Annotated in this window: 21 protein-coding genes; 11 read left to right on the top strand and 10 right to left on the bottom strand. The window is 61.6% G+C overall.

Annotated elements, in window-relative coordinates; all coding sequences use genetic code 11:
• Window positions 1-204 precede the first annotated feature (204 nt).
• Both AC1Q6C_RS10845 and AC1Q6C_RS10840 read left to right on the top strand, forming a co-directional pair.
• Entirely contained in the window at window positions 205-1,986 is a 1,782-nt protein-coding gene (locus AC1Q6C_RS10845) for a hypothetical protein (RefSeq protein ID WP_492666612.1), read from the top strand.
• A gap of 16 nt (window positions 1,987-2,002) precedes the next feature.
• The gene (locus AC1Q6C_RS10840) at window positions 2,003-2,932 is read left to right on the top strand and encodes an LLM class F420-dependent oxidoreductase (RefSeq protein ID WP_058038067.1); all 930 of its coding nucleotides are present in this window, start codon (window positions 2,003-2,005) and stop codon (window positions 2,930-2,932) included.
• Window positions 2,933-2,947: 15 nt separating this feature from the next.
• Here AC1Q6C_RS10840 and AC1Q6C_RS10835 read toward each other — a convergent pair whose 3' ends face one another.
• The 3 genes from AC1Q6C_RS10835 to AC1Q6C_RS10825 all read right to left on the bottom strand — a co-directional run bounded on the left by AC1Q6C_RS10835 (window position 2,948) and on the right by AC1Q6C_RS10825 (window position 5,486).
• Window positions 2,948-3,544: an Rv1733c family protein gene (locus AC1Q6C_RS10835; RefSeq protein WP_223304488.1), complete on the bottom strand. Its 597-nt coding sequence runs from the start codon at window positions 3,542-3,544 to the stop codon at window positions 2,948-2,950.
• Window positions 3,545-3,655: 111 nt separating this feature from the next.
• Window positions 3,656-4,369 carry a peptide-methionine (S)-S-oxide reductase MsrA gene (gene msrA / locus AC1Q6C_RS10830; protein WP_020905733.1) on the bottom strand — a complete coding sequence of 238 codons (714 nt, stop codon included), beginning with the start codon at window positions 4,367-4,369 and terminating at the stop codon, window positions 3,656-3,658.
• Window positions 4,308-5,486, bottom strand: a complete 1,179-nt coding sequence (locus AC1Q6C_RS10825; protein ID WP_047272742.1) for an acyltransferase family protein — start codon at window positions 5,484-5,486, stop codon at window positions 4,308-4,310. The genes msrA and AC1Q6C_RS10825 overlap by 62 nt, the downstream gene beginning before the upstream one ends.
• 260 nt (window positions 5,487-5,746) lie before the next feature.
• Here AC1Q6C_RS10825 and AC1Q6C_RS10820 point away from each other — a divergent pair, with 260 nt between their 5' ends.
• Window positions 5,747-6,370 carry a superoxide dismutase gene (locus AC1Q6C_RS10820; protein WP_003944189.1) on the top strand — a complete coding sequence of 208 codons (624 nt, stop codon included), beginning with the start codon at window positions 5,747-5,749 and terminating at the stop codon, window positions 6,368-6,370.
• Here the strand turns inward: AC1Q6C_RS10820 and AC1Q6C_RS10815 are convergent.
• The 4 genes from AC1Q6C_RS10815 to AC1Q6C_RS10800 form a co-directional block, all read right to left on the bottom strand.
• Entirely contained in the window at window positions 6,367-7,716 is a 1,350-nt protein-coding gene (locus AC1Q6C_RS10815; RefSeq protein ID WP_030535844.1) for a YhgE/Pip domain-containing protein, read from the bottom strand. The genes AC1Q6C_RS10820 and AC1Q6C_RS10815 overlap by 4 nt on opposite strands.
• 43 nt (window positions 7,717-7,759) lie before the next feature.
• Window positions 7,760-8,908, bottom strand: coding sequence for an AI-2E family transporter (locus AC1Q6C_RS10810; RefSeq protein ID WP_270008828.1), 1,149 nt, complete (start codon window positions 8,906-8,908; stop codon window positions 7,760-7,762).
• Complete coding sequence (locus AC1Q6C_RS10805) at window positions 8,898-9,470, bottom strand: HdeD family acid-resistance protein (RefSeq protein WP_042453221.1); 573 nt, start codon at window positions 9,468-9,470, stop codon at window positions 8,898-8,900. The genes AC1Q6C_RS10810 and AC1Q6C_RS10805 overlap by 11 nt, the downstream gene beginning before the upstream one ends.
• Before the next feature lie 156 nt (window positions 9,471-9,626).
• Window positions 9,627-10,976: a DUF1254 domain-containing protein gene (locus AC1Q6C_RS10800; RefSeq protein ID WP_003944160.1), complete on the bottom strand. Its 1,350-nt coding sequence runs from the start codon at window positions 10,974-10,976 to the stop codon at window positions 9,627-9,629.
• A gap of 165 nt (window positions 10,977-11,141) precedes the next feature.
• Here AC1Q6C_RS10800 and AC1Q6C_RS10795 point away from each other — a divergent pair, with 165 nt between their 5' ends.
• Window positions 11,142-11,669 carry a hypothetical protein gene (locus tag AC1Q6C_RS10795; protein WP_003944138.1) on the top strand — a complete coding sequence of 176 codons (528 nt, stop codon included), beginning with the start codon at window positions 11,142-11,144 and terminating at the stop codon, window positions 11,667-11,669.
• 294 nt (window positions 11,670-11,963) lie between these two features.
• Window positions 11,964-12,677, top strand: a complete 714-nt coding sequence (locus tag AC1Q6C_RS10790) for a TMEM165/GDT1 family protein (protein WP_058227350.1) — start codon at window positions 11,964-11,966, stop codon at window positions 12,675-12,677.
• 3 nt (window positions 12,678-12,680) lie between these two features.
• Here the strand turns inward: AC1Q6C_RS10790 and AC1Q6C_RS10785 are convergent, their stop codons facing one another.
• Window positions 12,681-13,715: an Lrp/AsnC family transcriptional regulator gene (locus AC1Q6C_RS10785; protein ID WP_054781284.1), complete on the bottom strand. Its 1,035-nt coding sequence runs from the start codon at window positions 13,713-13,715 to the stop codon at window positions 12,681-12,683.
• A gap of 99 nt (window positions 13,716-13,814) precedes the next feature.
• Between AC1Q6C_RS10785 and AC1Q6C_RS10780 the strand changes: the two genes are divergently transcribed.
• From AC1Q6C_RS10780 to AC1Q6C_RS10770, 3 genes are read left to right on the top strand one after another with little or no spacing between them, the layout of a single operon-like run.
• Entirely contained in the window at window positions 13,815-15,023 is a 1,209-nt protein-coding gene (locus tag AC1Q6C_RS10780) for an MFS transporter (protein ID WP_047272739.1), read from the top strand.
• A gap of 13 nt (window positions 15,024-15,036) precedes the next feature.
• The gene (locus AC1Q6C_RS10775) at window positions 15,037-16,299 is read left to right on the top strand and encodes an amidohydrolase (RefSeq protein ID WP_492666611.1); all 1,263 of its coding nucleotides are present in this window, start codon (window positions 15,037-15,039) and stop codon (window positions 16,297-16,299) included.
• Between the two features lie 33 nt (window positions 16,300-16,332).
• Window positions 16,333-17,784, top strand: coding sequence for an amidase (locus tag AC1Q6C_RS10770; protein ID WP_073513196.1), 1,452 nt, complete (start codon window positions 16,333-16,335; stop codon window positions 17,782-17,784).
• Window positions 17,785-17,796: 12 nt separating this feature from the next.
• On the opposite strand, the gene AC1Q6C_RS10765 is transcribed toward AC1Q6C_RS10770, so the two are convergent.
• Window positions 17,797-18,810, bottom strand: coding sequence for an ABC transporter substrate-binding protein (locus AC1Q6C_RS10765; RefSeq protein ID WP_047272737.1), 1,014 nt, complete (start codon window positions 18,808-18,810; stop codon window positions 17,797-17,799).
• Window positions 18,807-19,829 carry an ABC transporter substrate-binding protein gene (locus AC1Q6C_RS10760; RefSeq protein WP_063315278.1) on the bottom strand — a complete coding sequence of 341 codons (1,023 nt, stop codon included), beginning with the start codon at window positions 19,827-19,829 and terminating at the stop codon, window positions 18,807-18,809. Before AC1Q6C_RS10760 ends, AC1Q6C_RS10765 begins: the two co-directional genes overlap by 4 nt.
• Window positions 19,830-19,995: 166 nt before the next feature.
• Here AC1Q6C_RS10760 and AC1Q6C_RS10755 point away from each other — a divergent pair, with 166 nt between their 5' ends.
• From AC1Q6C_RS10755 to AC1Q6C_RS10745, 3 genes are all read left to right on the top strand, one after another.
• A complete protein-coding gene (locus AC1Q6C_RS10755) occupies window positions 19,996-20,718 on the top strand; it encodes a FadR/GntR family transcriptional regulator (protein ID WP_063315279.1) in 723 nt (240 codons plus the stop codon).
• Window positions 20,715-21,365, top strand: a complete 651-nt coding sequence (locus tag AC1Q6C_RS10750; RefSeq protein ID WP_020968076.1) for a sterol desaturase family protein — start codon at window positions 20,715-20,717, stop codon at window positions 21,363-21,365. The genes AC1Q6C_RS10755 and AC1Q6C_RS10750 overlap by 4 nt, the downstream gene beginning before the upstream one ends.
• A gap of 144 nt (window positions 21,366-21,509) precedes the next feature.
• On the top strand, window positions 21,510-21,668 hold the full coding sequence (locus AC1Q6C_RS10745) for a hypothetical protein (protein ID WP_003944172.1): 159 nt from the start codon (window positions 21,510-21,512) through the stop codon (window positions 21,666-21,668).
• Window positions 21,669-21,708 lie beyond the last annotated feature (40 nt).

The raw sequence follows: 21,708 nt of genomic DNA, 5'->3' as shown, positions 1-21,708 counted from the left end.
AATTTGCTGACAGGTGTTAGCGAACGATGCACAGGCTCGAGGATGAATTTGACACCGCAGGTCAGTGAACTTTCGGGCGTCGACGTCATTTATCCCGGCAAAGTTCACAATCCATTCAGAAAATGCTCCCGAAAAGACAGAAAAGACCGGTATCCCCTTTTTATGAGAAGTCGGTTTTTGACACACCTGGAAGCATGACCGTCGATGACTTCTCCACAGCCCGAGCCAACTCTGACGTTCACCCCGAGACGGGTCACGCAGCTCGCGTTCGTGTTGATCGGATGTCAGCTCGTCATTCGCGTCTGGGTTGCCGCGAGCAATTACTTCTACTGGGACGACCTCATCCTGATGGGCCGTGGAGGACGCTTCCCACTCTTCTCGAGCGAACTCCTGCTCTACGACCACGACGGTCACTTCATGCCCGCGGCCTTCTTCTTCACCGGGTTGATCGCCCGTATCGCGCCGTACAACTGGGCGCTGTCGGCAACGCTGCTCGTCATCGGTCAGGCCGCCGCGTCGTTGGCGCTTCTGCGCACTCTTCGGTTGGTCCTCGGCCGGCGACCGGCAATGTTGATTCCGTTGATCCTGTATCTGTTCGTCCCGCTGACACTTCCGGCGTTCTCGTGGTGGGCAGCCGCGCTCAATGCATTGCCGCTCCAGATCGCGCTGGCCTGGGCATGCGGCGACGCGATCAAGCTGTACCGCACCGGGCAGGTGCGCTACGTGTTCTCGGGCACCGCGGTTTTTGTCATCTCCTTGCTGTTCTTCGAGAAAGCAGTGCTCGTTCCGTTCGTGGCACTCGCTTTTCTGGTGCTGTACTTGCGCACACAAGGTGAAGGAACGCCGATACGAAGTGCGATCACGAAGTGCCGACTCCTGTGGACGGCCTGCGCCGCCGTGCTCGCGATCTGGATTCCGGTGTATCTGACAACTGTCGAATCTCCGATCACCGGATACGGCCGTTCGATGTCCACCGAACTGCTGCATCACGGAACGTCTTTGGGGATGCTTCCCACTCTTCTCGGCGGCCCCTGGCGCTGGGAGCGGTGGATCCCCAGCCCCGCCTGGGCCGATCCGCCGACGCTCTTGGTGGTCGCATCCTGGGCCGCGCTGCTGACGACGGCCGTGATGACAGTGCGTGCCCGACGCGGCTCTGCCTGGATCTGGGCTGCCGCGGCGCTGTACTTCCTGGCCTCCGTGGTGGCGATGACCGCTACCCGATCCGACGCCGACACCACTTACGAGTTGGCGCAGACCTTGCGTTACTTCACGGATTCGGCGACGGTGTTCGCCCTCGCCGCCGCTCTTATTCTCGCTGCGCCTCGGCGACGTCCGGCCCGTTTGCCCGTCGCAGTCGCCGCCGGCCTGTCAGTGCTCTTCGTGATCAGTTCGCTCGTCTCGACCGTCACGTTCGTCGACATCTGGCGCGAGAACCCGACCCGCGACTACCTCGCGAACGCGCGAATGTCGTTGTCACAGAATCAGGATGCTCCACTGCTCGAGCAACCCGTCGCGATCGAAGTGCTCCTTCCCGTCGCCTTTCCGAACAATTTGGCAAGCAACGTTCTCGCGCCGCTGCCTGATCGCCCCGAATTCTCTTCCAGCACTCCGATTCTGCGCACCATCGACGACAGCGGTCAGATCGTCGATGCCGAAGTGACCTGGACGAGAAGGATTCCCGAAGGAACGGCGCCGAACTGCGGCACCCGCGCCGAAGGCCCGACCGAGCTCCCCCTCGACGGCCCCCTGGCCGGCTGGGAATGGACGGTTCAGCTCAATTACCTCGCCAGCGCCGACGGAACGATCGATGTTGCGTTGGAGTCCGGTGACGCAGTATCGGTACCCGTGACGCAGGGTTTGCACCCGGCATTCGTGCGCCTGGTCGGCCACGGAAACAGTGTGAAGATCACGCCGACAACGCCGGGACTTACGCTGTGTTTCGGCGCCGGACAAGTCGGTGCCGTCGTCCCGACCCCCGCAAAATAGTGGCAGAGTGGAAGTCATGGAGCTGCGTATATTCACCGAACCCCAGCAGGGCGCTACCTACGAACAACTACTGACTGTTGCCCAGACCGCCGAAAAACTTGGCTACGGCGCATTTTTCCGCTCGGACCACTATCTCGCCATGAATTCCGACGGCCTTCCCGGGCCCACCGACGCGTGGATCACGCTCGCCGGAATCGCCCGCGAAACATCCACCATCCGCCTCGGCACTCTGGTGACGTCGGCTACGTTCCGTCACGCCGGACCGCTGGCCATCTCGGTCGCACAGGTCGATCAGATGAGTGGTGGCCGCGTAGACCTCGGCATCGGTGCCGGCTGGTACGAGGAAGAGCACCAGGCGTACGGCATCCCGTTCCCGGCGCTCAAGGATCGCTTCGAACTGCTCGAGGAAACTCTCGACGTCGTGACCGGTCTGTGGCGTACTACGGTCGGCGACACGTTCGACTACGACGGTAAGCACGTGCAGATCAAGAACTCTCCCGCGCTTCCCAAACCGCACCAGGTCGACGGTCCGCCGATCCTGATCGGTGGCACAGGCAAGAAGAAGACTCCGGCGCTCGCCGCTCGGTTCGCAAACGAGTTCAACATCCCGTTCAAGTCCCTCGAGGAAACGAAGGACATCTTTGCGCGGGTTCGTCAGGCTTGCGTCGAGCACGAGCGCGATCCGAACGAATTGGTGTACTCCAACGCTCTCGTCCTGTGCTGCGGCCGCGACGAGGCGGAGATCAAGAAGCGCGCCGAGGCTATCGGACGCGACGTCGACGAGCTACGTGAGAACGGTCTGGCCGGAACACCTTCGGAGCTGGTCGACAAGATCGGCACTTTCGCCGAGGCCGGTTCACAGCGCGTGTATCTGCAGACTCTCGATCTCGCCGATCTGGATCATCTCGAACTCGTCGCAAGCGAGGTCATGCCCCAACTGCAGTAAAGAATGGGCCGGGATCTACAGCGCGTTCGCGTCGAGGAACGCGCGTAGGTCTCGGTCCCACTGGGCCGAGCGGGAACGGTCGAGAAAGACGCGCACCAGCATGAAAGCGATGACCAGCAGCGACATCACGCTGAACCAGGTGAAAACCCCGGTCACCACGGCTGCGACGTCGGCAGCGCTCTGAGTGATCGGAGCTACGGTCTTGTCGCCCTGATCATTGACGTAGATGGGGACCTCGGTGCCGGCGGGCGTCGCCGAGTCGACAGTGACATCACCCGTATGAACCTGGCCGTTCCAGTTCCACTGCGCGCTGGCCATTTCGGTGGTCGGCGCAATGTAATCGGCTGTCGAGGCGGTGGTCTGCGTCGAATCTGCAGTCGTCGTCGCCGAAATGCTGTGTAATTCGGCGGATTGTTTGGCGATCAGTGCGTTCTGGCTCGAAGCAGTCGCAGCCCCTGCCCATACCGCGAGAGGCAGCAGAAGAATCGCGAAAATGATCAGACCGAAGGACATGAACCCTTCGATCCGATCACTGCGGCGAACCATCGGATCGTGGCCTACATGAATGGTGCGTCGGAGCAGCGACGCAGTTCCTCGCGTACTACCTGACATTGTGAGCTCAGTTCTCTCGACGACACACTCTTACATCGAGATTCCCTTTGTTTCGATCTAGTTGCAAGTGTTAACGAGCTGAATCACATGTGTCCTCCAACACCTGTCCAGTTATTCGCTCGGCGGAAGGATGTCCGTCTGCGCCGGAACCTGATCCTGACGGAGCAATCCGACCGGGCAACTGACGCCCGTGGCATGCACCGGGCAGTAACCGCCGGGATTCTTCGCCAGATACTGCTGGTGGTAATCCTCCGCGTAGAAGAAGTCGCGCAGCGGGCCGATTTCGGTGGTGATCGCTCCATATCCGGCTTCGGCAAGCCGTTCACCGAAAGCGACGGCCGACGCATGAGCGATTTCTTCCTGCTCCGCGGACGTCGTGAAGATCGCCGAACGGTACTGCGAGCCCTGGTCGTTACCCTGACGCATCCCCTGCGTCGGATCGTGGTTCTCCCAGAAGTGCGCCAGGATCTGCTCGTAGGAGATCACTGCGGGATCGAAGACCACCAGCACGACTTCGGTGTGACCCGTACGTCCGGAGCACGTCTCTTCGTACGTCGGGTTGGGCGTGAAGCCGCCCGCATAACCCGCAGCGGTCGTGTACACGCCGGGAAGCTGCCAGAACTCCTTCTCGGCGCCCCAGAAACAACCCATCCCTACGACGACCGTCTGTAGTTCGGCCGGAAACGGCGGCGTCAGCGGATGCCCGTTGACGTAGTGCGCGGTCGGAACCGGCATTTTCTGCTCTCGGCCCGGGAGTGCGTCCTCAGGCGCGATCAGCGTGGATTTTGCGGACGCTCGTCCCAGAATGTCGTCGTACCAGCTCATGCTTCGATGCTACGCGCGAGCGACTGTTTCGCCACGCCGTGATCGCCCGGGCGCCGGGCAGCTCCACCCACCGGTAGCCGATTTCTGCTACCGCGGCCGTGGCCAGAAGGAAGAGCGCAAACGCCAGCGTCGGTCCGACGTACAAAACAGTGTTCTCGACGACGCGGTACAGGATCAGGGTGTGCACGAGATAGATGACGTAACTACGCGTCGAGAGCCACTTCACGACCGGCCAGCGCGTCGGGACGCCGTCGTAGCGGCCGATGAGAACTACCGCTGCGGCGACTACCGAAATGGTCCACAGATAGTGCTCACCGGCCCAGTAGACGCGGAACTGGGTCGCCACGATGATGACGTGCATCTGGACGAGGACGGCCGCGATCAGCCAGCGGCCGGGAGCGAGCTTCGCCCACGCGAGGTACATGATCTGGCCGAGGAAGACGGCCGGCAGCGTCGCGGCGATCTTGGACAGCATCGGCACGGTGTACGGCAGCGGCGCGTAGACGTTGTAGAGCAGCACCAGCGAGCACAGCGCACCACCGGCGAGCGGCATGACGATCGGTCGCAGCCGCAGTATCGGGCGAGCCGCGACACATGCGAGATAAAAGAGGAATTGGACGGTGAGTGTCCAGGTCACTCCCAGAACTGCTACCTCGGGCTTGAGAAAGAATCCGCCGAGAAAAAAGCTCATCAACGCTTCGGTATCGGAAATACCTTCCTGACCGCTGAACATTCCGTTGATTCCGAGGCGGACCAGAAGAATGGCAATCGCGGTCGCCACCCAGAATGCGGGCAGCAGTCGACTGAATCGGTTGGTCAAGAACTTTCCGGGGCCGTCGCGAATCGCGGACCGCGTCACCAGAGCGCCGGTAAGCATCATGAATACTGCGACGCCGACAAAAGAGAGGTGCTGGTTGAGTTCGGCAGGCTCGATCAAAACGCCGTAGACGACGTCGATCACCCACCAACCCGAGCCGAGATCGTCGATGACGTAGAAAGAGATGTGGGAGTAGATCACGGCGGCAACCGCCAGGGCTCGCAACAGGTCAGCGCCCGGAAGATTCACCCGAGGCGCGGCCGCCTCTGGTGATTCCGGGAGGAAAACTGGTGCGGGCATCGCGCAAGTTTAAGGTTCCGTTCACCCTTACGACGAATTTGCGCATATTAGCTTACCCTTAGATCGGGGCAAGTTCGGTTTCCCAAACTTTATTCTTTGGTGATTACTACCTGAGCCGGACTGTTGCGGACGGTGTACGAATGTTATTGGGTGGAAACCCGAAGAATGATTTGCACATACGCGAGTGACGTCACGCCGTGACCGGTGATCGACGCACTCTAAAGCACCAGGGCTCACCAGCCCGCAAAGAAGGGACCCTCGTGTCTGTTTACACGCTGCCGGAACTCCCCTACGACTACGCAGCCCTCGAGCCGCACATCTCGGGCAAGATCATGGAGCTGCATCACGACAAGCACCACGCGGCTTACGTTGCCGGTGCCAACGCTGCACTCGAGAAGCTGGCCGAGGCTCGTGAGAACGACACCATCGCAGCGCAGGCCAACCTGCTCGAGAAGAACCTGGCGTTCCACCTCGGTGGCCACACCAACCACACCGTTTTCTGGAACAACCTCAGCGCTGACGGTGGCGACAAGCCCGAAGGTGAACTCGCCGCAGCGATCGACGACAACTTCGGTTCGTTCGATCTCTTCCGCGCTCACTTCTCCGCGAACGCCAACGCCATCCAGGGCTCCGGCTGGTCCATCCTCGCGTGGGACTCGATCGGACAGCGTCTGATCATCGTCCAGCTCTACGATCAGCAGGGCAACATCTCCATCGGCCTCACGCCGCTGCTGCTCCTCGACATGTGGGAGCACGCTTTCTACCTCGACTACCAGAACGTCAAGGGCGACTACGTCAAGGCATTCTGGAACATCGTCAACTGGAACGACGTTTCGGCTCGCTTCGACCGTGCACGTACCCAGACCGCAGGTCTGATCGTCTAGTCACGCTCTTCTTGCGAACGGCGGCGCCTCACCAGGGGCGCCGCCGTTCGTGTCAGCAGAGCACCACCGAGCAGGACCGTCGTGGCTCCGAAGACCAATGCCAGTGTGCGAGTTCCGGAGTCACCGCTGCCCGCGGTGGTCTGATTCACGGCCACCGGATCCGACAGCACCGAGGTCAGCTGAACCTGCTGCGGGGTGGTCATCGCGGGAATACCGGATTTTGCGCCGTCGAGGCCCGTGACCAGTGACTTGGCGATTCCTTGCAGCGTCGTGAATCCCTGGGTGATCTGATCGGTCACGTCACCGAGCATCTGCGGCGCCTGATCAGCGATGGGAATGAGGCCGTCGTTCAATTGTCCGGCAGCACTGCTCAGTTGATCGCTCGCGCCTTGCAGCTGCCCGACAGCGGTGCGGACTAGATCACCGAGCTCCGTATCGGGCCCGACCGAGCCACCCAACAGCGCCGGAACGGTGCCCAATTGCGCATTCAGCGCACCGAGATCCGAACTCACACCGGCCAGTTGCGCTGTCACGTCAGGCGGGATCGGAAGGCCGTTCAGCGCAGTCTGCAGCGCGTCGATTCGTGTCTTCAGTTCCGCGGTCGAGGTCGACGCCTCCCCCAGCGTCAGGCCCAGTGAGTCCGCGCGCGTGGCCAGCTCTTCCGCCGACCCCGACGCCTGATCGACAACACCGGACACCTGATCCGCGACGCTCATCAGCTCCAACGCCCCGGACCGTGCGGTCTCGAGGTACGGCAGCAGAGTGCCTGCGCCTGCTTTCACCTGATCGATGGACTTTCCGGCCTCGTTGGTTCCGGCGACCAGAATCTGTGCGGTGGTGAGGTTTTGATCGATCGAGCGTCTGGCGGCCGACGTCTGAGCCAGCAGGCCCTTGATGCCGTCCGCGCCGACCTGCGCCGATACGGCCCGAGTCAACTCGGCCGACTTCTCCGAATCCGAGCCCTTCACCTCGAGGTCGACGCTCGCCTGCCGTGGATCCATGCCGAACATCGACGCGACGGTTTCGCTGAAGTCCTCCGGCACGGTCAACGTCGCGAAGTAGTTCCCGCCGGGGTTGTCGACCACCTGGAAGTCGAAGTCTTCGTTCTTGCCCAACGTGTCCACCAGCGTGTCGCCGGCCCGAAGTTCCTTGCCGTCGAGCGTGGTTCCCGCGTCGGCGTTCACGATCGCGACGGTGTTCGAGGTGTCGGCACCGCCCGCGAAGATCACGAACCCGATCCCCGCCACCGCAGCCGCGACGATCGCGGCCACACCACCGACTGCCAGCCGTCGACCGAGTCGTGACGGCCGGCGATGGGAGTTTTCTGTGGTGTTCTCGGCGCTCATGGGCGAGACGATAAAGCAACAACTTGTAGAAACACTGAGAGCCCTAGCCTGCGGGCGTGGCCGGCTTCTCAGACTCCTCTGGTTCCTCCTTCGGCATGTCCCGAGGGCCACTGATCAGGATGTCGGCCCAGCGCGTGGCTGGGTCGATATCGAGCAGGACGGCCTTCACCAACAACGAGAGCGGGATCGCCAACAGCGCTCCGAGCGCCCCGAGAACCCACGACCAGAAGACAAGTGAGAGGAACGTCATCGTCACCGACAGTCCGACGGCGTCGCCGACGAACTTGGGTTGGATGATGGACTGGATCACGAAGTTGATGACGGAGTAGACGACGATCACCCACAGCATCAGCCACGGCCCGCCCTGCAACAGTCCCAGGAGCGCCGGTGGAATCACGCCGATGACGAACCCGATGTTGGGGATGTAGTTGGTGATGAAGGACAGCAACGCCCACAGGACGGGCAGCTGAATGCCCATGAGCCACAGCGCGCCACCGTCGAGTACCGCCACGATGAGACCGAAGACCGTCGAGACCACCAGGTATTTGCGAGTTCCGGTGGCAAAGGTGGAGAGCGCGTAGGAGATTTCGGGACGTTGCTCGGACAACACATGCAACCGCGAGCGGATGCTCATGCCGTCGAAGGCCATGAACAGCAACAACGCGAGAATGAACACCAGATCCGACAGGATGCCGAGCAGGCCCTCCAGTCCGCTTTCGAGGACGCCCACAACCTTCGTGAGATCGACACTGCTGAGCGTGCTTTGGATCTGTTCGGTGCTCACTCCGAAGTCGGCCAACTTGTCGCGGCCCTCGTTGAGGAGGTTGGTCATCTCCTCGGAGTACTGCGGCAGGATCGTCGCCAACTGAGCCGTCGACACGATCAACGACGCCGCCAACCCGAGCAGGATCAAGTACACGGTGACCAGTGAGCCCAACATCCCGACCCACTTGGGCCACCCTCGGCGCTGTGACCAATCCTGAATGGGCTGAACGGCAATCGTCAGCACCAGGGCCAGGAATACCGGTCCGAGGATGCCGCCGAACACCTTCATTCCGCCGACGGCGACCACGGTGGCGGCAATACCGAGCAGGACGATCAAACCGCGCGGGATCGACCAGTTCTCGCTACCGGACAGCGTGGGGATCGGAGTGGGAGCCTCGACGGCCGGCTTTCCCTTCTTAGAGAACACCGGCTTCCTTTGCCCGGCTCCTGATCTGGAATGCTCCCACGATCATGAAGAGGCCGAACAGGATTGCGTACCAACCCAACAACCAGATGAGGCTGATGATGCCTTCGCCGGGCGCGATGAGAAGAATGATGCCGAAGATGACAGCAAGCACCGATGCGGCGAGCAACCATCCCCAACTGGATCCGGGCAGCGCCTTCATCTTGAAGGCGCCGACAATTCCGAAGATTCCGAACATGATGGCGTAGAAGGCAATTATGTACAGCAGCACCAGCGCAGTGATGCCCGGCCAGACCAGCGCGACGATGCCGGCTCCGACCGAGACGACGCCCGTGAACACCCACCAACCCCACGAGCTCAGATGCTCGCGGTCCCGAATGGCGCGAACTATCGTGATCAAACCGTCGGCGATGGAGTAGATACCGAACAGGAAAACCAAGGCCACCAGGGTAATTCCCGGCCACACGAGCGCGATGATTCCGAAGATCACGCCGAAGATTCCGCGGATCAGGATCATCCACCAGATCTCTTTGCCGTACTGCACGAACGGATTCTGCGTGACCATCAGTAGCCTCCGAAACAAGCGGGTGTCTCTGACCGATTCAACAGCTCTTCAAACAGGGCAGTACCGACAGATCGTATGACTCTTGTGACCTTTCCGCCCATCGAAACGCGCGGCTGATACCGAGTTGTGCTCTTCGGGTACGAAGCGAGGGGACTTTCAGCCTGCTTCTCGAATACTTGCTTCTCGAATACCGGGCGCAGTCCACGATCCCGACAGCACTGCAGCCTTCGGCCAGTACAGGCGCAGAAAGACGTTGAAGTCGCCGGACGGAGCCGGCAGCCAGTTCCGCTCCTTCTCACCACCAGGGGATTCGTGCTGAAGATAGATGTCGAGGGAACCGTCGTCGGCAAACACCAGATCGCTTCGATCGCCAATCGCGTATCGGTCGATCGGGTTGTCCACGAAGAACTGCCGCTCGTTCATCATCGTGAGCGACCAGAAGCCCTCGACCGGTGGCAGCTCGTCCTTCTCGAAGTGCAGGACGTACTTCTTCGCCCCGGTCAGCGGCTTCCCGTCGACGTCCGTCGTGGCATGCGGGTACACGGCATCAGCGTCGAGATTGGCCCCGAAACCGAGCCAGACGATCAGAGCCCGCTGAGCGTAATGGGTTCCGTAGTGCCCCAAGCCGCGGTGCATCGTCCAGCCGTTCTTCGGACTGCCCTCGGCCTCTTCGGCGATCTCGCTCAGCACGTCCATACCGGTTCGCGCAGCTCGATCGAGGGCATCACGTACCTCCTGCGGACGCGACCTCCAGGGCAAGGAGGAGCCGATTCCTATGTCGGACAGTTGTTTCATCATCTCGGTGTCCTCCGGACGCGGAGGATTGTCGTCGAGAAGTGCGTCGAGTCTGGTGAAGAATGCCTCGCCGTCCATGGCGGCCACCTGGTCCACCGGCGGCGTCCGCGTGTCGACGGCAGGGTTCACCGGCATTTCACCAGGCGTGTAGTCCTGCGGGTCACCCGTCCACTCCGACAGAGGAGTGAGTCGCGTCCGGTCCTGCAGGCTGTGCACTTCTGCCAGGTCTGTTCCCCCCGACGTCGCGTAGCGGGCGACTATCCAGTTCATCGCCGTCGGAGACCGCAGCAGCGTCAAACCCTTGGGCACGTTGCCTTTCCAATTCGGCCCGGCCACCAGGTACGGTCCCCCGGTCCGCCCGACTGTCCGAGATCCCGGAACCGTGAACACGTCGCTCCACGCGTCGAGGATGGGGACCAGCCAGTACCGCGTGCCGAAGTCCGGCAGTGAGAGCACCTGCGGTTCCGTCGAGACGTCCAGCCACCCCGACGAGTAGAGAGTGTCCGCGTTGGGTGAGACGACATCGGTGAAGGTCGCATCCGGCGTCGTACGCGCGTATGCGAACTGGTTGAGCGGGGCTTTCATCGCCACCGGCGAAGGCACCGCCGTCATGACATCCCGCGATACCGCAGCAATCAACAGGGGATATCCGAAGATCCACGCCTGCGTTGCCAGGTCTTCCAGCCGAGAACGGTTCTTCGACAGAGTCATGTCTGCGCATACCACCGCCCTCACCAGCGCAAACCTGGCTGGCACTCTCCCTGTCTTGTGTGCCAGTACCGAATGGGTGCATATTTCGATTACCCAACGAGGTGTGCCGGACCGACGCATGCGCGTCTGCCCGAGATTTGCCCCAGCACCGAGGGAGGAACAGAAATGAACAGAAACGAAGCAATAGGCATTTCTCCGTTCCAAGCCGCTGGGTCTTTGCAGGGGTTCGTCATTTCCGGTCGTTGGCCGGACACCACCCAGGAGTGGGCGCAGCTTCTCGCATTGGCTGTCCGCGTGGCCTCGATGCCAGGTTTGTTGCCGACCACGACGGTCTTCGGGGTCCGTGAAGACGTTCCCGAAGATCCGCAGCCGGGCACCGTCGGTCTGGTGGTCGCCGAAGGTCCGGTACTCGGCGATTTCGCCTTGACACCCGGCCGTTTCTCCGACCATCAGCCACCGGCGCTGATCATGCTGCACCCACCGTCGGAAACCACGCCCAGCCTGCCGGAATGCGAGGGCAGCGCGTCGGGGTGCGTACTGCTGCCAGGCCTTCCCTATCTGGGTTTGGAGCATCGTGCGGCGTGGGTCGAGGCTGAGCCGGACGGCACAGTCGTCTCCATGATCAGTCGTGTCGGCATCGATCCGATCAGCGATCCCGACACCGCTGTTTTGGCCATGCTCCTCGCCTCGTGACGGCCCCGGTAAGCGATAAGTTCGGACTCCCAAACTTGCTGTGCGCTTTGCCAATTCGTTTCAGGCGCGCTAACGTGGGCAGCAACGAAGGGGAGTAGCCCCCAATCGCCCGTGTCGACATACTGGTTCGACGCGCTCCGCCTGGTGCGGATCGCGAAGCACCCGGCCTGGCGAACCGAAGGTCCTGTGGCCTCGGTGGGCGAGACCTTCGGCCGGACAAGCGCACCCACTGCGCCTGCCCAGGCCGGAGGCTCGCATTTTTCCTCCGACCTACACCGACCGGAGGAGTAAATCTTGCTTGCCGCAATACTTTTGAGTTTCGGCGTCATTTTTGTCGCAGAACTCGGTGACAAGTCCCAACTGATGGCAATGACGTTTGCCTTGCGCTATCGCTGGTGGGTCGTCCTCGGCGGAATCACCGTCGCCACCACCCTTGTTCACCTCGTCTCGGTCGCCGTCGGCCACTACCTGGGCGTCGCCCTCCCCACCGCGGCGATTTCCATCGTCGGCGGTATCGCTTTCCTGATCTTCGGCCTCTGGACCTTGCGCGGTGACGATCTCACCGACGACGAGCAGAACAAGGCCGGTCGCGTCACGCGATCCGCCTTCATCGCCGTCGCCTCGGCCTTCTTCCTGGCAGAACTCGGCGACAAGACCATGCTCGCCACCATCACCCTTGCGACCGACAACGACTGGATCGGCGTCTGGATCGGGTCGACGGTAGGCATGGTGGCGGCCGACGCTCTCGCCATCATCGTCGGCTCGGTGCTGGGCAAGCACCTTCCGGACGGATTCATCAAGATCGGCGCCGCGGTGCTGTTCTTCGTCTTCGGTGTCTGGCTGCTGCTCGAGGGCATCTTCCCGGACTCGTCGGCCGGCATCATCGGCGGTGGCGTTGTCCTGGCCGTGTCCGTGCTGGGCGCACTGGCTCGGATGATCTGGAAGCGCTCCCGTGCGACCGACTCCGCTACGCACCTCGTCGACGACAATCGGACGCCGATCGACTGACGCTCAGCGAAGAAGGTCGCCGGCACCCCAAATCGCGACCGGGACATGACCTTCTGCCACTCCGCTTGGTCCGAGCAGCTGTCCGAATCGCTTCATCGGGTACAACGAGACACGTCGATCAAGGATCCGCACACTACCGATTCGACGGAGTCGATCCTCGACGACAAGACTCTGCGCGAGGCTGCTCAGCCACACGCTGATCAACATGTTCGCTGTTCCGGTGGTCGCTACCAACAATCTGATCTCCGGCCAACTCGACACAAGATTGCCGAGTTCGTCGGTGGAACCGTCCACAGCGACGTCGAAGATCACTTCGAACGGTGAACCGACGGCCTGTTGCGAGACATCGCAGCGGAAAATCAACTGTTGCGACGCAGTCAGTTGGGCCAAGCGCCGTCGAATCGCAGTCTCGTTCGTTCCACAAATCGCGGCGAGACGCGCATAGCTGGCACGTCCGTCACGGCCGAGCGCCTCCAACAGGGCACCGTCGGACTCGCGGAACTCTGTCGGATCTGCCGGCACCGCAGCGCCCTTTGTCGATGCCGTTGCCAGCTGAGCCCGACCCGCTTGCCCCAGAGCGCCCGGCTCCCAGCTGAACCCGTCCCGGTACACCTTCACCCCGACCCGGCTTCTGATCGACAGAATTCCAGGATCGGCGGCAAGGTGCTCACACACCAAAGCGTCCAAACTCTTGTGGTCGGCGGCCACGACTCCGACGAAATATTCGTACTCGCCTTCCGTCCTGGCCAACAGATAGGCACAGGAGAGTTGACGTAACAGCTCCCCCACGTCGGCAACGGAATCCTGTGTGGTCCTGATCAGGAGATAGCCGAATATGTGGGTTCGACCGATTGCGACCGCGTTGACCCACGAATGACCGTTCGAAACGAGGCGACGCCACCGGCGGGCGATCGTCGTCGAATCCATGTCGAGCACTGACGACAACTGCGTCCACGACGCGCGGGGGTTGAGCTGAAGTGCATTGATGATCTCCAGATCAGATTCCGCGATGACAAATGCGTCGGATTCCGGCTTCATCGGCCCAGTATTGCCGGATTACTGCATTCTGGTCGGTGATCCCTGCCTGTTTGCCAAAGATGTGTGAATCACTTCACAGGTTCACCACTTGGAGGCCCAGTGCTTCGCTCCACCAAAGTCACGGTCGCGTTGCTGTTCGTCGCGTACGCGATCGACTACATAGATCGGCTGGCGATCAACCTCGCTCTCCCCTTGCTCGGTGAGGAGTTCGATCTCGACTACTCCCAGCGTGGATTGATCATCTCCACGTTCTTCATTGCATACACGCTGGCCCAACTGCCTGGTGGACTGCTCGCCGATCGATACGGCGCAGTCCGGATGGCTCTGATCGGGTTGGTGGCGTGGAGTGCCTTCACCGGCCTCACTGCCCTTGCCTGGTCGTTCGGGACGCTTCTGGTTGTTCGCTTTCTCTTCGGTCTCGCGCAGGGAGTGTTTCCGGCAGCTGCAGTAAAGCTCGTTGCCGAGCGGAGCATCCCGGAGCAACGTGCCACTGCCACAGGATGGATGAACAGTTCCAACGCCGTCGGTACGCTTCTTGCCATCGTTGTTGCGGCAGCACTTCTCCCGTTGATCGGCTGGCGTGGAATGTTTCTGGCCGTCGCGGCGCTCGGCGTACTATCGCTCGTCAGCATCAAGTTGTGGCTCCCGCCGGCACTTCCGGCGGAGAACGACCACGGTCCGGATTCCTCCTGGGACAACATGCGCACCGTACTTCGCTCCCGCGCGATGTGGCTCTTCGCCTTGATGTTCTTCGGATACGACTTCGTGATCTGGGGGATGTCGTCGTGGGTTCCGTCGTACCTCCATGACGAACGTGGAATCGCCCTCTCGAGTGCAAGCCTCCTTCTGATTCCGGCTACCGTGGTGGCCGCCGTGACCACCGTCATCGGCGGGCGAATCTCCGATCGGCTGGCTGGCAACAGTCGTGTCGTCGTGGTGCCGTCCATGCTCGCGTGCATCGTGATGCTCGTTTCGATTCCTTTCGTCTCCAACACGGCCTTGTTCGTCGTTCTCGTCACCCTCGGATCTGCCGCTGCCTCTTTCGCTTTCATGCCGTGTTTTGCACTGCCCCTGCGGGCTCTGCCTTCTTCGGTGGTCGGGGCCGCCTCGTCGATGATCATTTTCGGCGGCATGGTCGCCGGAATAGTCGCACCGCTTGTATTCGGATTCATCGTGGACCATCTCTCCTGGTCAGCGGCGTTCGTATCGCTCGCACTCGGGCCCGTCGTGGCGATCGTCGCGGTCATGGCAGCACCACAAACCCGAGAAAAGATGTTGAACCTGGTGCAACTGAAAACCGCCAACTGAAAGAAGATCAACCATGAATCAACTGCTTTCGAATCTCGAGTTCGGAGACCCGTCGCGGTTGCGAACCGTCGAGCCGCACTGGTTCGAGCTCTACCGCGACCTACACGCACACCCCGAGTTGTCCGGCGACGAAACTCGCACCGCCGCAATTGTTGCCGAGGAACTTCGGCGAATCGGCGGCTGGGACGTCACGGTCGGGGTCGGCGGTACGGGTGTCGTCGGTGTTCTCGAAGGGAGCAGCGGTCCGGTGATCCTGCTACGCGCCGACATGGACGCGTTGCCGGTGGCAGAAGACACCGGGCTGTCCTACGCCTCCAGAACTGATGGAGTCATGCATGCGTGTGGCCACGATGTCCACGTAACCGCGCTACTTGCCACGTGCGCCGCACTTTCCGCGGATCCGACATCGATCACCGGGACTGTTGTCGCGGTCTTCCAGCCTGCCGAGGAGACCGGCTCCGGCGCTCGTGCGATGGTCGACGACGGAATCTTCGACCGCTTCCCACGACCGGACCTCTGCCTGGGACAGCACGTGGGCCCGACTCCTGCGGGGATGTTGGTCAGCAAACCCGACATCTTGATGGCAGCATCCGACACGATACGAGTGGTCTTTCACGGCCGTGGTGGACACGCGTCCTCACCGTACGCATGCATCGACCCTTTGTTGATGGCAGCGTCTTTCGCGCTGCGCATTCAAAGTCTGGTCGCTCATGAAGCGGCAACCCCGACAGCACCTGTGCTCACGGTGGGAGCCTTGCACGCCGGCACAGCTGCGAACATCATTGCCGACGACACCGAACTGCTACTCAGCCTGCGAACTTTCAGTGCATCGTCGCGAGATCACATGCTCGAATCGGTGGGCAGGATCGCTCGCGCAGAAGCTGACGGGGCAGGCGCCGTCGAACAGCCGGACGTTCATGCGTACAACGGCTTTCCGGCCACGGTCAACACTCCGGACGCCACGTCCACGGTGATGTCCGACCTGCGACAGGCTGGCTTGGGAATGCATACTCTGTCACAACCACTTTCGGGTAGCGAGGACTTCGGCATCTTCGGCACCGCCGCCCAATGCCCCTCCGTATTCTGGCATTTCGGCGGAACGGCACTTCAAAGTTTCGACGGAACCGCCCTTGCCGCGCTCGCTGAGGGACGGATACCACCCGGCACGCCGTCGAATCATTCACCGCGCTTCGCCCCAGATCCCGCCGCGGCCCTACCCGAAGGTGTTACAGCCATGACCGCGGCCGCGCTGGGAGCCCTTGCGCGGAGCGCGTGATTCCCACACAGACTTACCCAGGGAGATAACGTCATGTCAGACGAACTGCACTACCTCAGCGCCACCGAAGCCATTGCTCACTTTCGCGCGCGGGAATTGTCTCCGGTCGAACTGCTACAGGCAATCATCGACCGAACCCAGAAGTTCGAACCTCACATCAATGCCTTCACCGAAGAGATGTTCGACGAGGCACTCACCGGCGCTCGGGAAGCGGAGAGCCGATATCTCGGCCACGGACCCGATCCGCGGCCGCTCGAGGGAATTCCGGTAGCTGCCAAGGAAAAACACGCTATTGCCGGAAAGTCTCTGACCGAAGGTTCGCTGGCGGGGCGCGGCAACATCGCCCGCGAGAACGCACCCGTGATCGACCGAGTTCTGGCAGCAGGCGGCCTGATTCACGCACGCACGACGACACCGGAATTCTGCGTCGCGGCGTTCACACACTCTCCTTTGTGGGGCGTGACCCGCAATCCCTGGAACCTCGATTACAGCCCCGGCGGTTCATCCGGAGGTGCGGGCGCCGCACTCGCCGCCGGAACTACCACTCTGGCAACAGCATCCGACATCGGCGGGTCGACACGAGGCCCGGCAGGCTTTACCGGCACCGTCGGTCTCAAGGCCTCGTACGGGCGTATCGCCGGGGTCGCCCCGCTGTCCATGGATTCCTACCGTGGCGACGGTCCGATGGCCCGAACTGTTGACGACGCAATTCTCTTGGCCAACGTTCTGATCGGGCCGGACCCGCGTGACCATTCTTCGCTGAAGCCGGCGATCACGCTGCCACACGAGTACCCGTCGGTCGAGGGAATGCGAATTGCCCTGTGCCTGCGGCTCGGTGACTTCCCCATCGAACCTGACATCGAGGCGAACACACGGGCTCTCGCACAGTCGTTGGTCGATGCCGGCGCGATCGTCGAGGAGATCGAACTGCCGTGGACTCGCGACTCGATGGCAGCAGCGGTGAAGGTGCATTTCGGAACGATCATGGGGGCATCCGTCGCGGAAGTTGCTCGCGCCCACGGCGATCTTCTCGCCGATTACACGCTCGACAACGTCGCGATCACGTCGAAGGGCGCTGCGGAAATGTCATTTCTGGACGGCCTTCGCAAGGAAACCCAAATGCAACGAGAGCTCGCCGAGGCGATGGCTCCCTTCGATGCGCTGATCTGCCCGACTTCGGGCACCATCGCCTTCCCGGCAGGCGAGTCTTTGCTCGACGGCCTCACTGTGGCGGGTCAGCACGTGAATACCACCGCCGAAGCACTTCTCACATTGCCGTTCAACGTCGCCAATCGGTGCCCCGTATTGGCGGTGCCGAGTGGACACGCACACAACGGCGTTCCCACGGGCGTCCAGATCGTCGGCCATACGTACGACGAACCGACCGTGTTCCGGATCGGCAAAGCACTGGAGAAGATCCTCCCGTGGGCATACACCGACCAGCATCAACCGAAGCTGAATGTGGTGGCGCCGGCTTCCTCGTGATCGCTGAGGAGATCAGAGCTTGGCCCTGATCTCCTCAGCGATCGGCTGGAACTGCTCGAGGAATGTCAGGGCCCAACCGAAGGACGCGACGCCCTCGTAGTCGAACGAGTACACCTGATCATTCTTGACGGCGCGCAGACGCTGGAAGATGGTGTCGTTCGCCAACTTCTCGTTGATGGGGCCCTTGCCACTGTTGGTGATGATGACGTCGGCCTCGTCGAGTAGCTCCAACTGCTCCTTCGGGAACCACTCGTTGCTGCCGGCGGGAATTGCGAGCGAACGGTCGTTGAACTGGAACCCGGCCTCGCTGATGACCGTCGTCTGATACTTGGTCGGCGAGTACAGCGAGAAACCACTCTCCTCGAAGTACGTGGTGTAGACGACCTTCACCTTGCTCAGCACATCAGCGTTGTCGCTGCGGAACTTGGCGATCCGCGCCTCGTACCGATCTGCCAACTCTTGAACCTTCGCGCTCTGGTTCAGCGCGTCCGCGACTCCGAAGGCGCGCTCCTTCCATGCGTACTGCCCGTCCTCGGCAAAAACCGCGGTCGGTGCGATCGACCGGATCTGCTCGTAAAGATCCGGGTTGTTCTCCGACAGCAGGTTGGTCATCACGATCAGGTCGGGAGACAAAGCCGCTATCGCCTCGGCGTTGGGCTCGTACCAGCGTCCCACCTTCGGGAGAGACCGCAGAGCGGACGCATAGGGTTCCGGGACGCCGTCGGCGTTCTCGTAGTCGACCGGCAATCCGACCGGTGTGAACCCGGCGTCGAACATCGCGGGGCCCGTGTAGTAATCGGCGCTGACCACCCGTTGCGGGTTGGTGGGCACTTCCACCTGCCCCAGAGCCGTGTTGATGGTGCGCATCGAACCCTCGGCCGATTCACCGGAGCTGGTTCCGCAGGCCGTGAGCAATCCGATCCCCGCCAAGGCACCGGCTCCGAGGAAACCGCGTCGGGTAAGTGCTGCGGTGATGCGAGCGAATTCGGCATCGGTGTCAGCGCTGGGCAATAGAAGTGATGTCATGAAAGTGCCTCCAAAGCGCCGGTTTCGAGTTCGTTGAGCCAATTGATTGCAGTGCCGTAGTCGGTGACCTGAGTGCTGATTCCGAATACCCGGCCCGAAGCTGCTGCCGGAATGCGGCTCCACAGCGGGCTGGCGAAGACGGATTTCATTCCTGCAGAATCAGTTCCGTTCGGCTGCTTCGGGTAGATGACGACGGTGACGTCCCGCAGCATTTCGAGTTGTTCGAGCGGGAAGGCTTCGAAGCCGGTGGCTGGGCGCAGGTCCGGGATGAATTCGCCGCGGGTCACGTTCAGGTCGGCGAGCATCGCGCCGGTCACTCCGGTTGGATACAAGATGGAGAAGTGCCCTTCCGAACCACCGATAGCAACCTGGGCCCACCGATTCTCGCCAAGCTGCGCGGCGTATTCGGTGCGGATTCGCTCTTGCATCGCCTGATACTTCTCGCGATTCGACGTCAATGCCGAACCCTTGTTGACCGCGTCTGCGACACCCTCGGCGACAGCGCGCCAATCCGATCGGTTCGTGCCCGAATACACCGCTGTCGGAGCAATTTTCGAGAGCTCGCGGAACATGTCCTCGTCGATCTCGTACGCATCGCCGACGATGAGATCAGGCGCGGCAGCCACGACGGCTTCGCGGTTGACCTCGAGGAAAACCCCCACCGTGGACAAGCCGTCGATGAACTTCTGCTGTGTCGGGGTGAACTGGTCGATGTACGCGCTGTAGTCGAGCGTCGCGACGGGTCGGGCGCCGACGGCTTGCAACTGCCACGGGGTGTTGTATGAGACGGCGACGATGCGCTGCGGATCGACGGGAACATCCACGGATCCGTAGTGCGTCTGCACAGTACGAGTTGCGCCGTCCGCACCGTCCCCGCCCTCCCCACTACTGCATCCGACGAGAGCAAGTGTGGACAGCGCGGCGGCACTTCCGCCGAGAAAGCCGCGTCGAGTCAGGGCAGCGGTGATGCGAGCGAACTCTGCATCGGTATCTGGAGTCGGTAACAGGAGCGATATCATGGGTTTCCTGACGGTTATCCGAATTAGGGTTACCTAAAATTACTCTCACCTGCGCCGTTACGGTGAAGCCTCTTGGCCAAGACATATCTCTTTCGCGCCAAGCCTCCAATCGTTGAACTGGTATTACCACTTGACCTCTTACCGAGAAGCGGGTTACGGTCGGTACATGTTTCAACCCGTTGCACGTACCTCGGCCTCCGGCGCAGTCTTCGACCAGATATCGGTGAAAGTGCTGGCCGGAGAGCTGGCTGCGGGTGAGGTACTACCCAGCGAGCGCAAGCTCGCCGAGGCATTCGGCGTCTCGCGGCCCGCAGTCCGCGAGGCAATTCAGAAGCTCGCCCAGGCCGGACTCGTCGAGGTCCGCCAGGGCGAGTCCACGTCGGTGCGCGATTTTCGACGCCAGGCCGGACCCGAACTTCTCCCCCAGCTGCTGGTGCGCGACGGCGTCCCCGACCTGAGCGTGGTGCGCAGCGTCCTGGAAACTCGCGAGTTGATGGGACCGCAGATCGCTGTGCTGGCCGCCCGTCGCATCTCCGCGGAATCCGCCCGAGAACTCGACACGGCCGTTGATCAACTAGGCGCCACCGAAGATCCAGTGGAGTTGCAAGACCGCGCTCTGGCGTTCTGGGACGTCGTCGTCGACAGCGCAGATTCCATTGCCTTCCGTTTGATCTTCAACAGCCTTCGGGCTGCATACGAGCCGGCTATGACTGCACTTGCATCCGTCATGGTCGCCGAAGTCGGCCAGACCGACCTGTATCGAAAACTGGCCTCCGCCATCACTTCACACGACGAGCCAACTGCCGAGGCGTCAGCCGCACAGCTCCTTCACACCGGCACGACGGCAATCGGCGACGCTCTCACCTTCCTGGAAGGACTGAAACCATGAGCAAGCCTCTTACTCTCGCCGATGCGGCACGGACGTTCCGCAAGTCACCGACGCCGTGGATGATCGGCACCATGCTGCTGGCCGCCGCGGCGGCGCGCATCGCAGTGGGCAACTGGCAGATCACCGACGCCCTCGTTCCGCTCGTGATGCTTGCCGCATTCCCCTTCGTGGAGTGGATCATTCACGTCTTCGTTCTTCATTGGAAGCCACGAACCATTGCCGGCGTCACACTCGATTCACGGCTGGCGCGCAGCCATCGGGAACACCACTTTGCGCCGCGAACCGTCTCACTCATCTTCATCCCGTGGCAGACGCTCCTGATCGTGATTCCCGTTCTGACAGCCGTCGCCCTCCTGGCATTTCCCCGCGTCGAACTCGGTCTGACGTTCCTGACCTGCATTTCCGTGCTCGGCCTCGGTTACGAGTGGACACATTTCCTCATCCACAGTGACTACAAGCCGAAAACTGCTCTCTACCGGTCAGTTTGGCGCAACCACCGCAACCACCACTTCAAGAACGAGCACTACTGGTTCACCGTCACCACCGCGGGAACTGCCGATCGAGTACTGGGCACGTACCCCGATCCCAAATCCGTCGAGACCTCCCCGACAGCCAAGAACCTGCACGGCGCAGCGTCCAAGCTGTGAAGGAAGACCGGTTCCTGGCCCCCAGCTGGCAATGAACTTGAACTTGCCTGTGTATCAGCAATTTTCGTTGAAACTCGTCAGAACCGTGCTTAGTGTCGATGGAGTCAGAAGTTCGAAAAACGCTGTAACCGAAGGACACAACACATGTTCAACGATGTATTCAACAACGTGATCCACCCGATGGTCACGAACTTCCAGCAGTTGGGCCCCCAGCAGTTCATTCCGCAGCAGTTCATCCCACAGGGAGTGTTCCAGCAGGCGCCGCAGGCAGCAGAGCAGGCAGTGACGATCTTCGGTAGCTGATACCGCAATCCACAGATAGCGCCACTCAGGGGTCGTCCGT

The sequence above is a fragment of the Rhodococcus sp. MT28 genome, from assembly GCF_058792695.1.
Note: the sequence above shows the minus strand (reverse complement) of the source record. Positions and strands in the feature narration are given on the sequence as shown.

Coding starts and splice junctions, on each gene's coding strand:
- AC1Q6C_RS10845 (WP_492666612.1), top strand. CDS start 205: ATGACTTCTCCACAGCCCGAGCCAACTCTGACGTTCACCCCGAGACGG.
- AC1Q6C_RS10840 (WP_058038067.1), top strand. CDS start 2,003: ATGGAGCTGCGTATATTCACCGAACCCCAGCAGGGCGCTACCTACGAA.
- AC1Q6C_RS10835 (WP_223304488.1), bottom strand. CDS start 3,544: ATGTCAGGTAGTACGCGAGGAACTGCGTCGCTGCTCCGACGCACCATT.
- msrA (WP_020905733.1), bottom strand. CDS start 4,369: ATGAGCTGGTACGACGACATTCTGGGACGAGCGTCCGCAAAATCCACG.
- AC1Q6C_RS10825 (WP_047272742.1), bottom strand. CDS start 5,486: ATGCCCGCACCAGTTTTCCTCCCGGAATCACCAGAGGCGGCCGCGCCT.
- AC1Q6C_RS10815 (WP_030535844.1), bottom strand. CDS start 7,716: ATGAGCGCCGAGAACACCACAGAAAACTCCCATCGCCGGCCGTCACGA.
- AC1Q6C_RS10805 (WP_042453221.1), bottom strand. CDS start 9,470: ATGGTCACGCAGAATCCGTTCGTGCAGTACGGCAAAGAGATCTGGTGG.
- AC1Q6C_RS10800 (WP_003944160.1), bottom strand. CDS start 10,976: ATGACTCTGTCGAAGAACCGTTCTCGGCTGGAAGACCTGGCAACGCAG.
- AC1Q6C_RS10795 (WP_003944138.1), top strand. CDS start 11,142: ATGAACAGAAACGAAGCAATAGGCATTTCTCCGTTCCAAGCCGCTGGG.
- AC1Q6C_RS10785 (WP_054781284.1), bottom strand. CDS start 13,715: ATGAAGCCGGAATCCGACGCATTTGTCATCGCGGAATCTGATCTGGAG.
- AC1Q6C_RS10775 (WP_492666611.1), top strand. CDS start 15,037: ATGAATCAACTGCTTTCGAATCTCGAGTTCGGAGACCCGTCGCGGTTG.
- AC1Q6C_RS10770 (WP_073513196.1), top strand. CDS start 16,333: ATGTCAGACGAACTGCACTACCTCAGCGCCACCGAAGCCATTGCTCAC.
- AC1Q6C_RS10765 (WP_047272737.1), bottom strand. CDS start 18,810: ATGACATCACTTCTATTGCCCAGCGCTGACACCGATGCCGAATTCGCT.
- AC1Q6C_RS10760 (WP_063315278.1), bottom strand. CDS start 19,829: ATGATATCGCTCCTGTTACCGACTCCAGATACCGATGCAGAGTTCGCT.
- AC1Q6C_RS10755 (WP_063315279.1), top strand. CDS start 19,996: ATGTTTCAACCCGTTGCACGTACCTCGGCCTCCGGCGCAGTCTTCGAC.
- AC1Q6C_RS10750 (WP_020968076.1), top strand. CDS start 20,715: ATGAGCAAGCCTCTTACTCTCGCCGATGCGGCACGGACGTTCCGCAAG.
- AC1Q6C_RS10745 (WP_003944172.1), top strand. CDS start 21,510: ATGTTCAACGATGTATTCAACAACGTGATCCACCCGATGGTCACGAAC.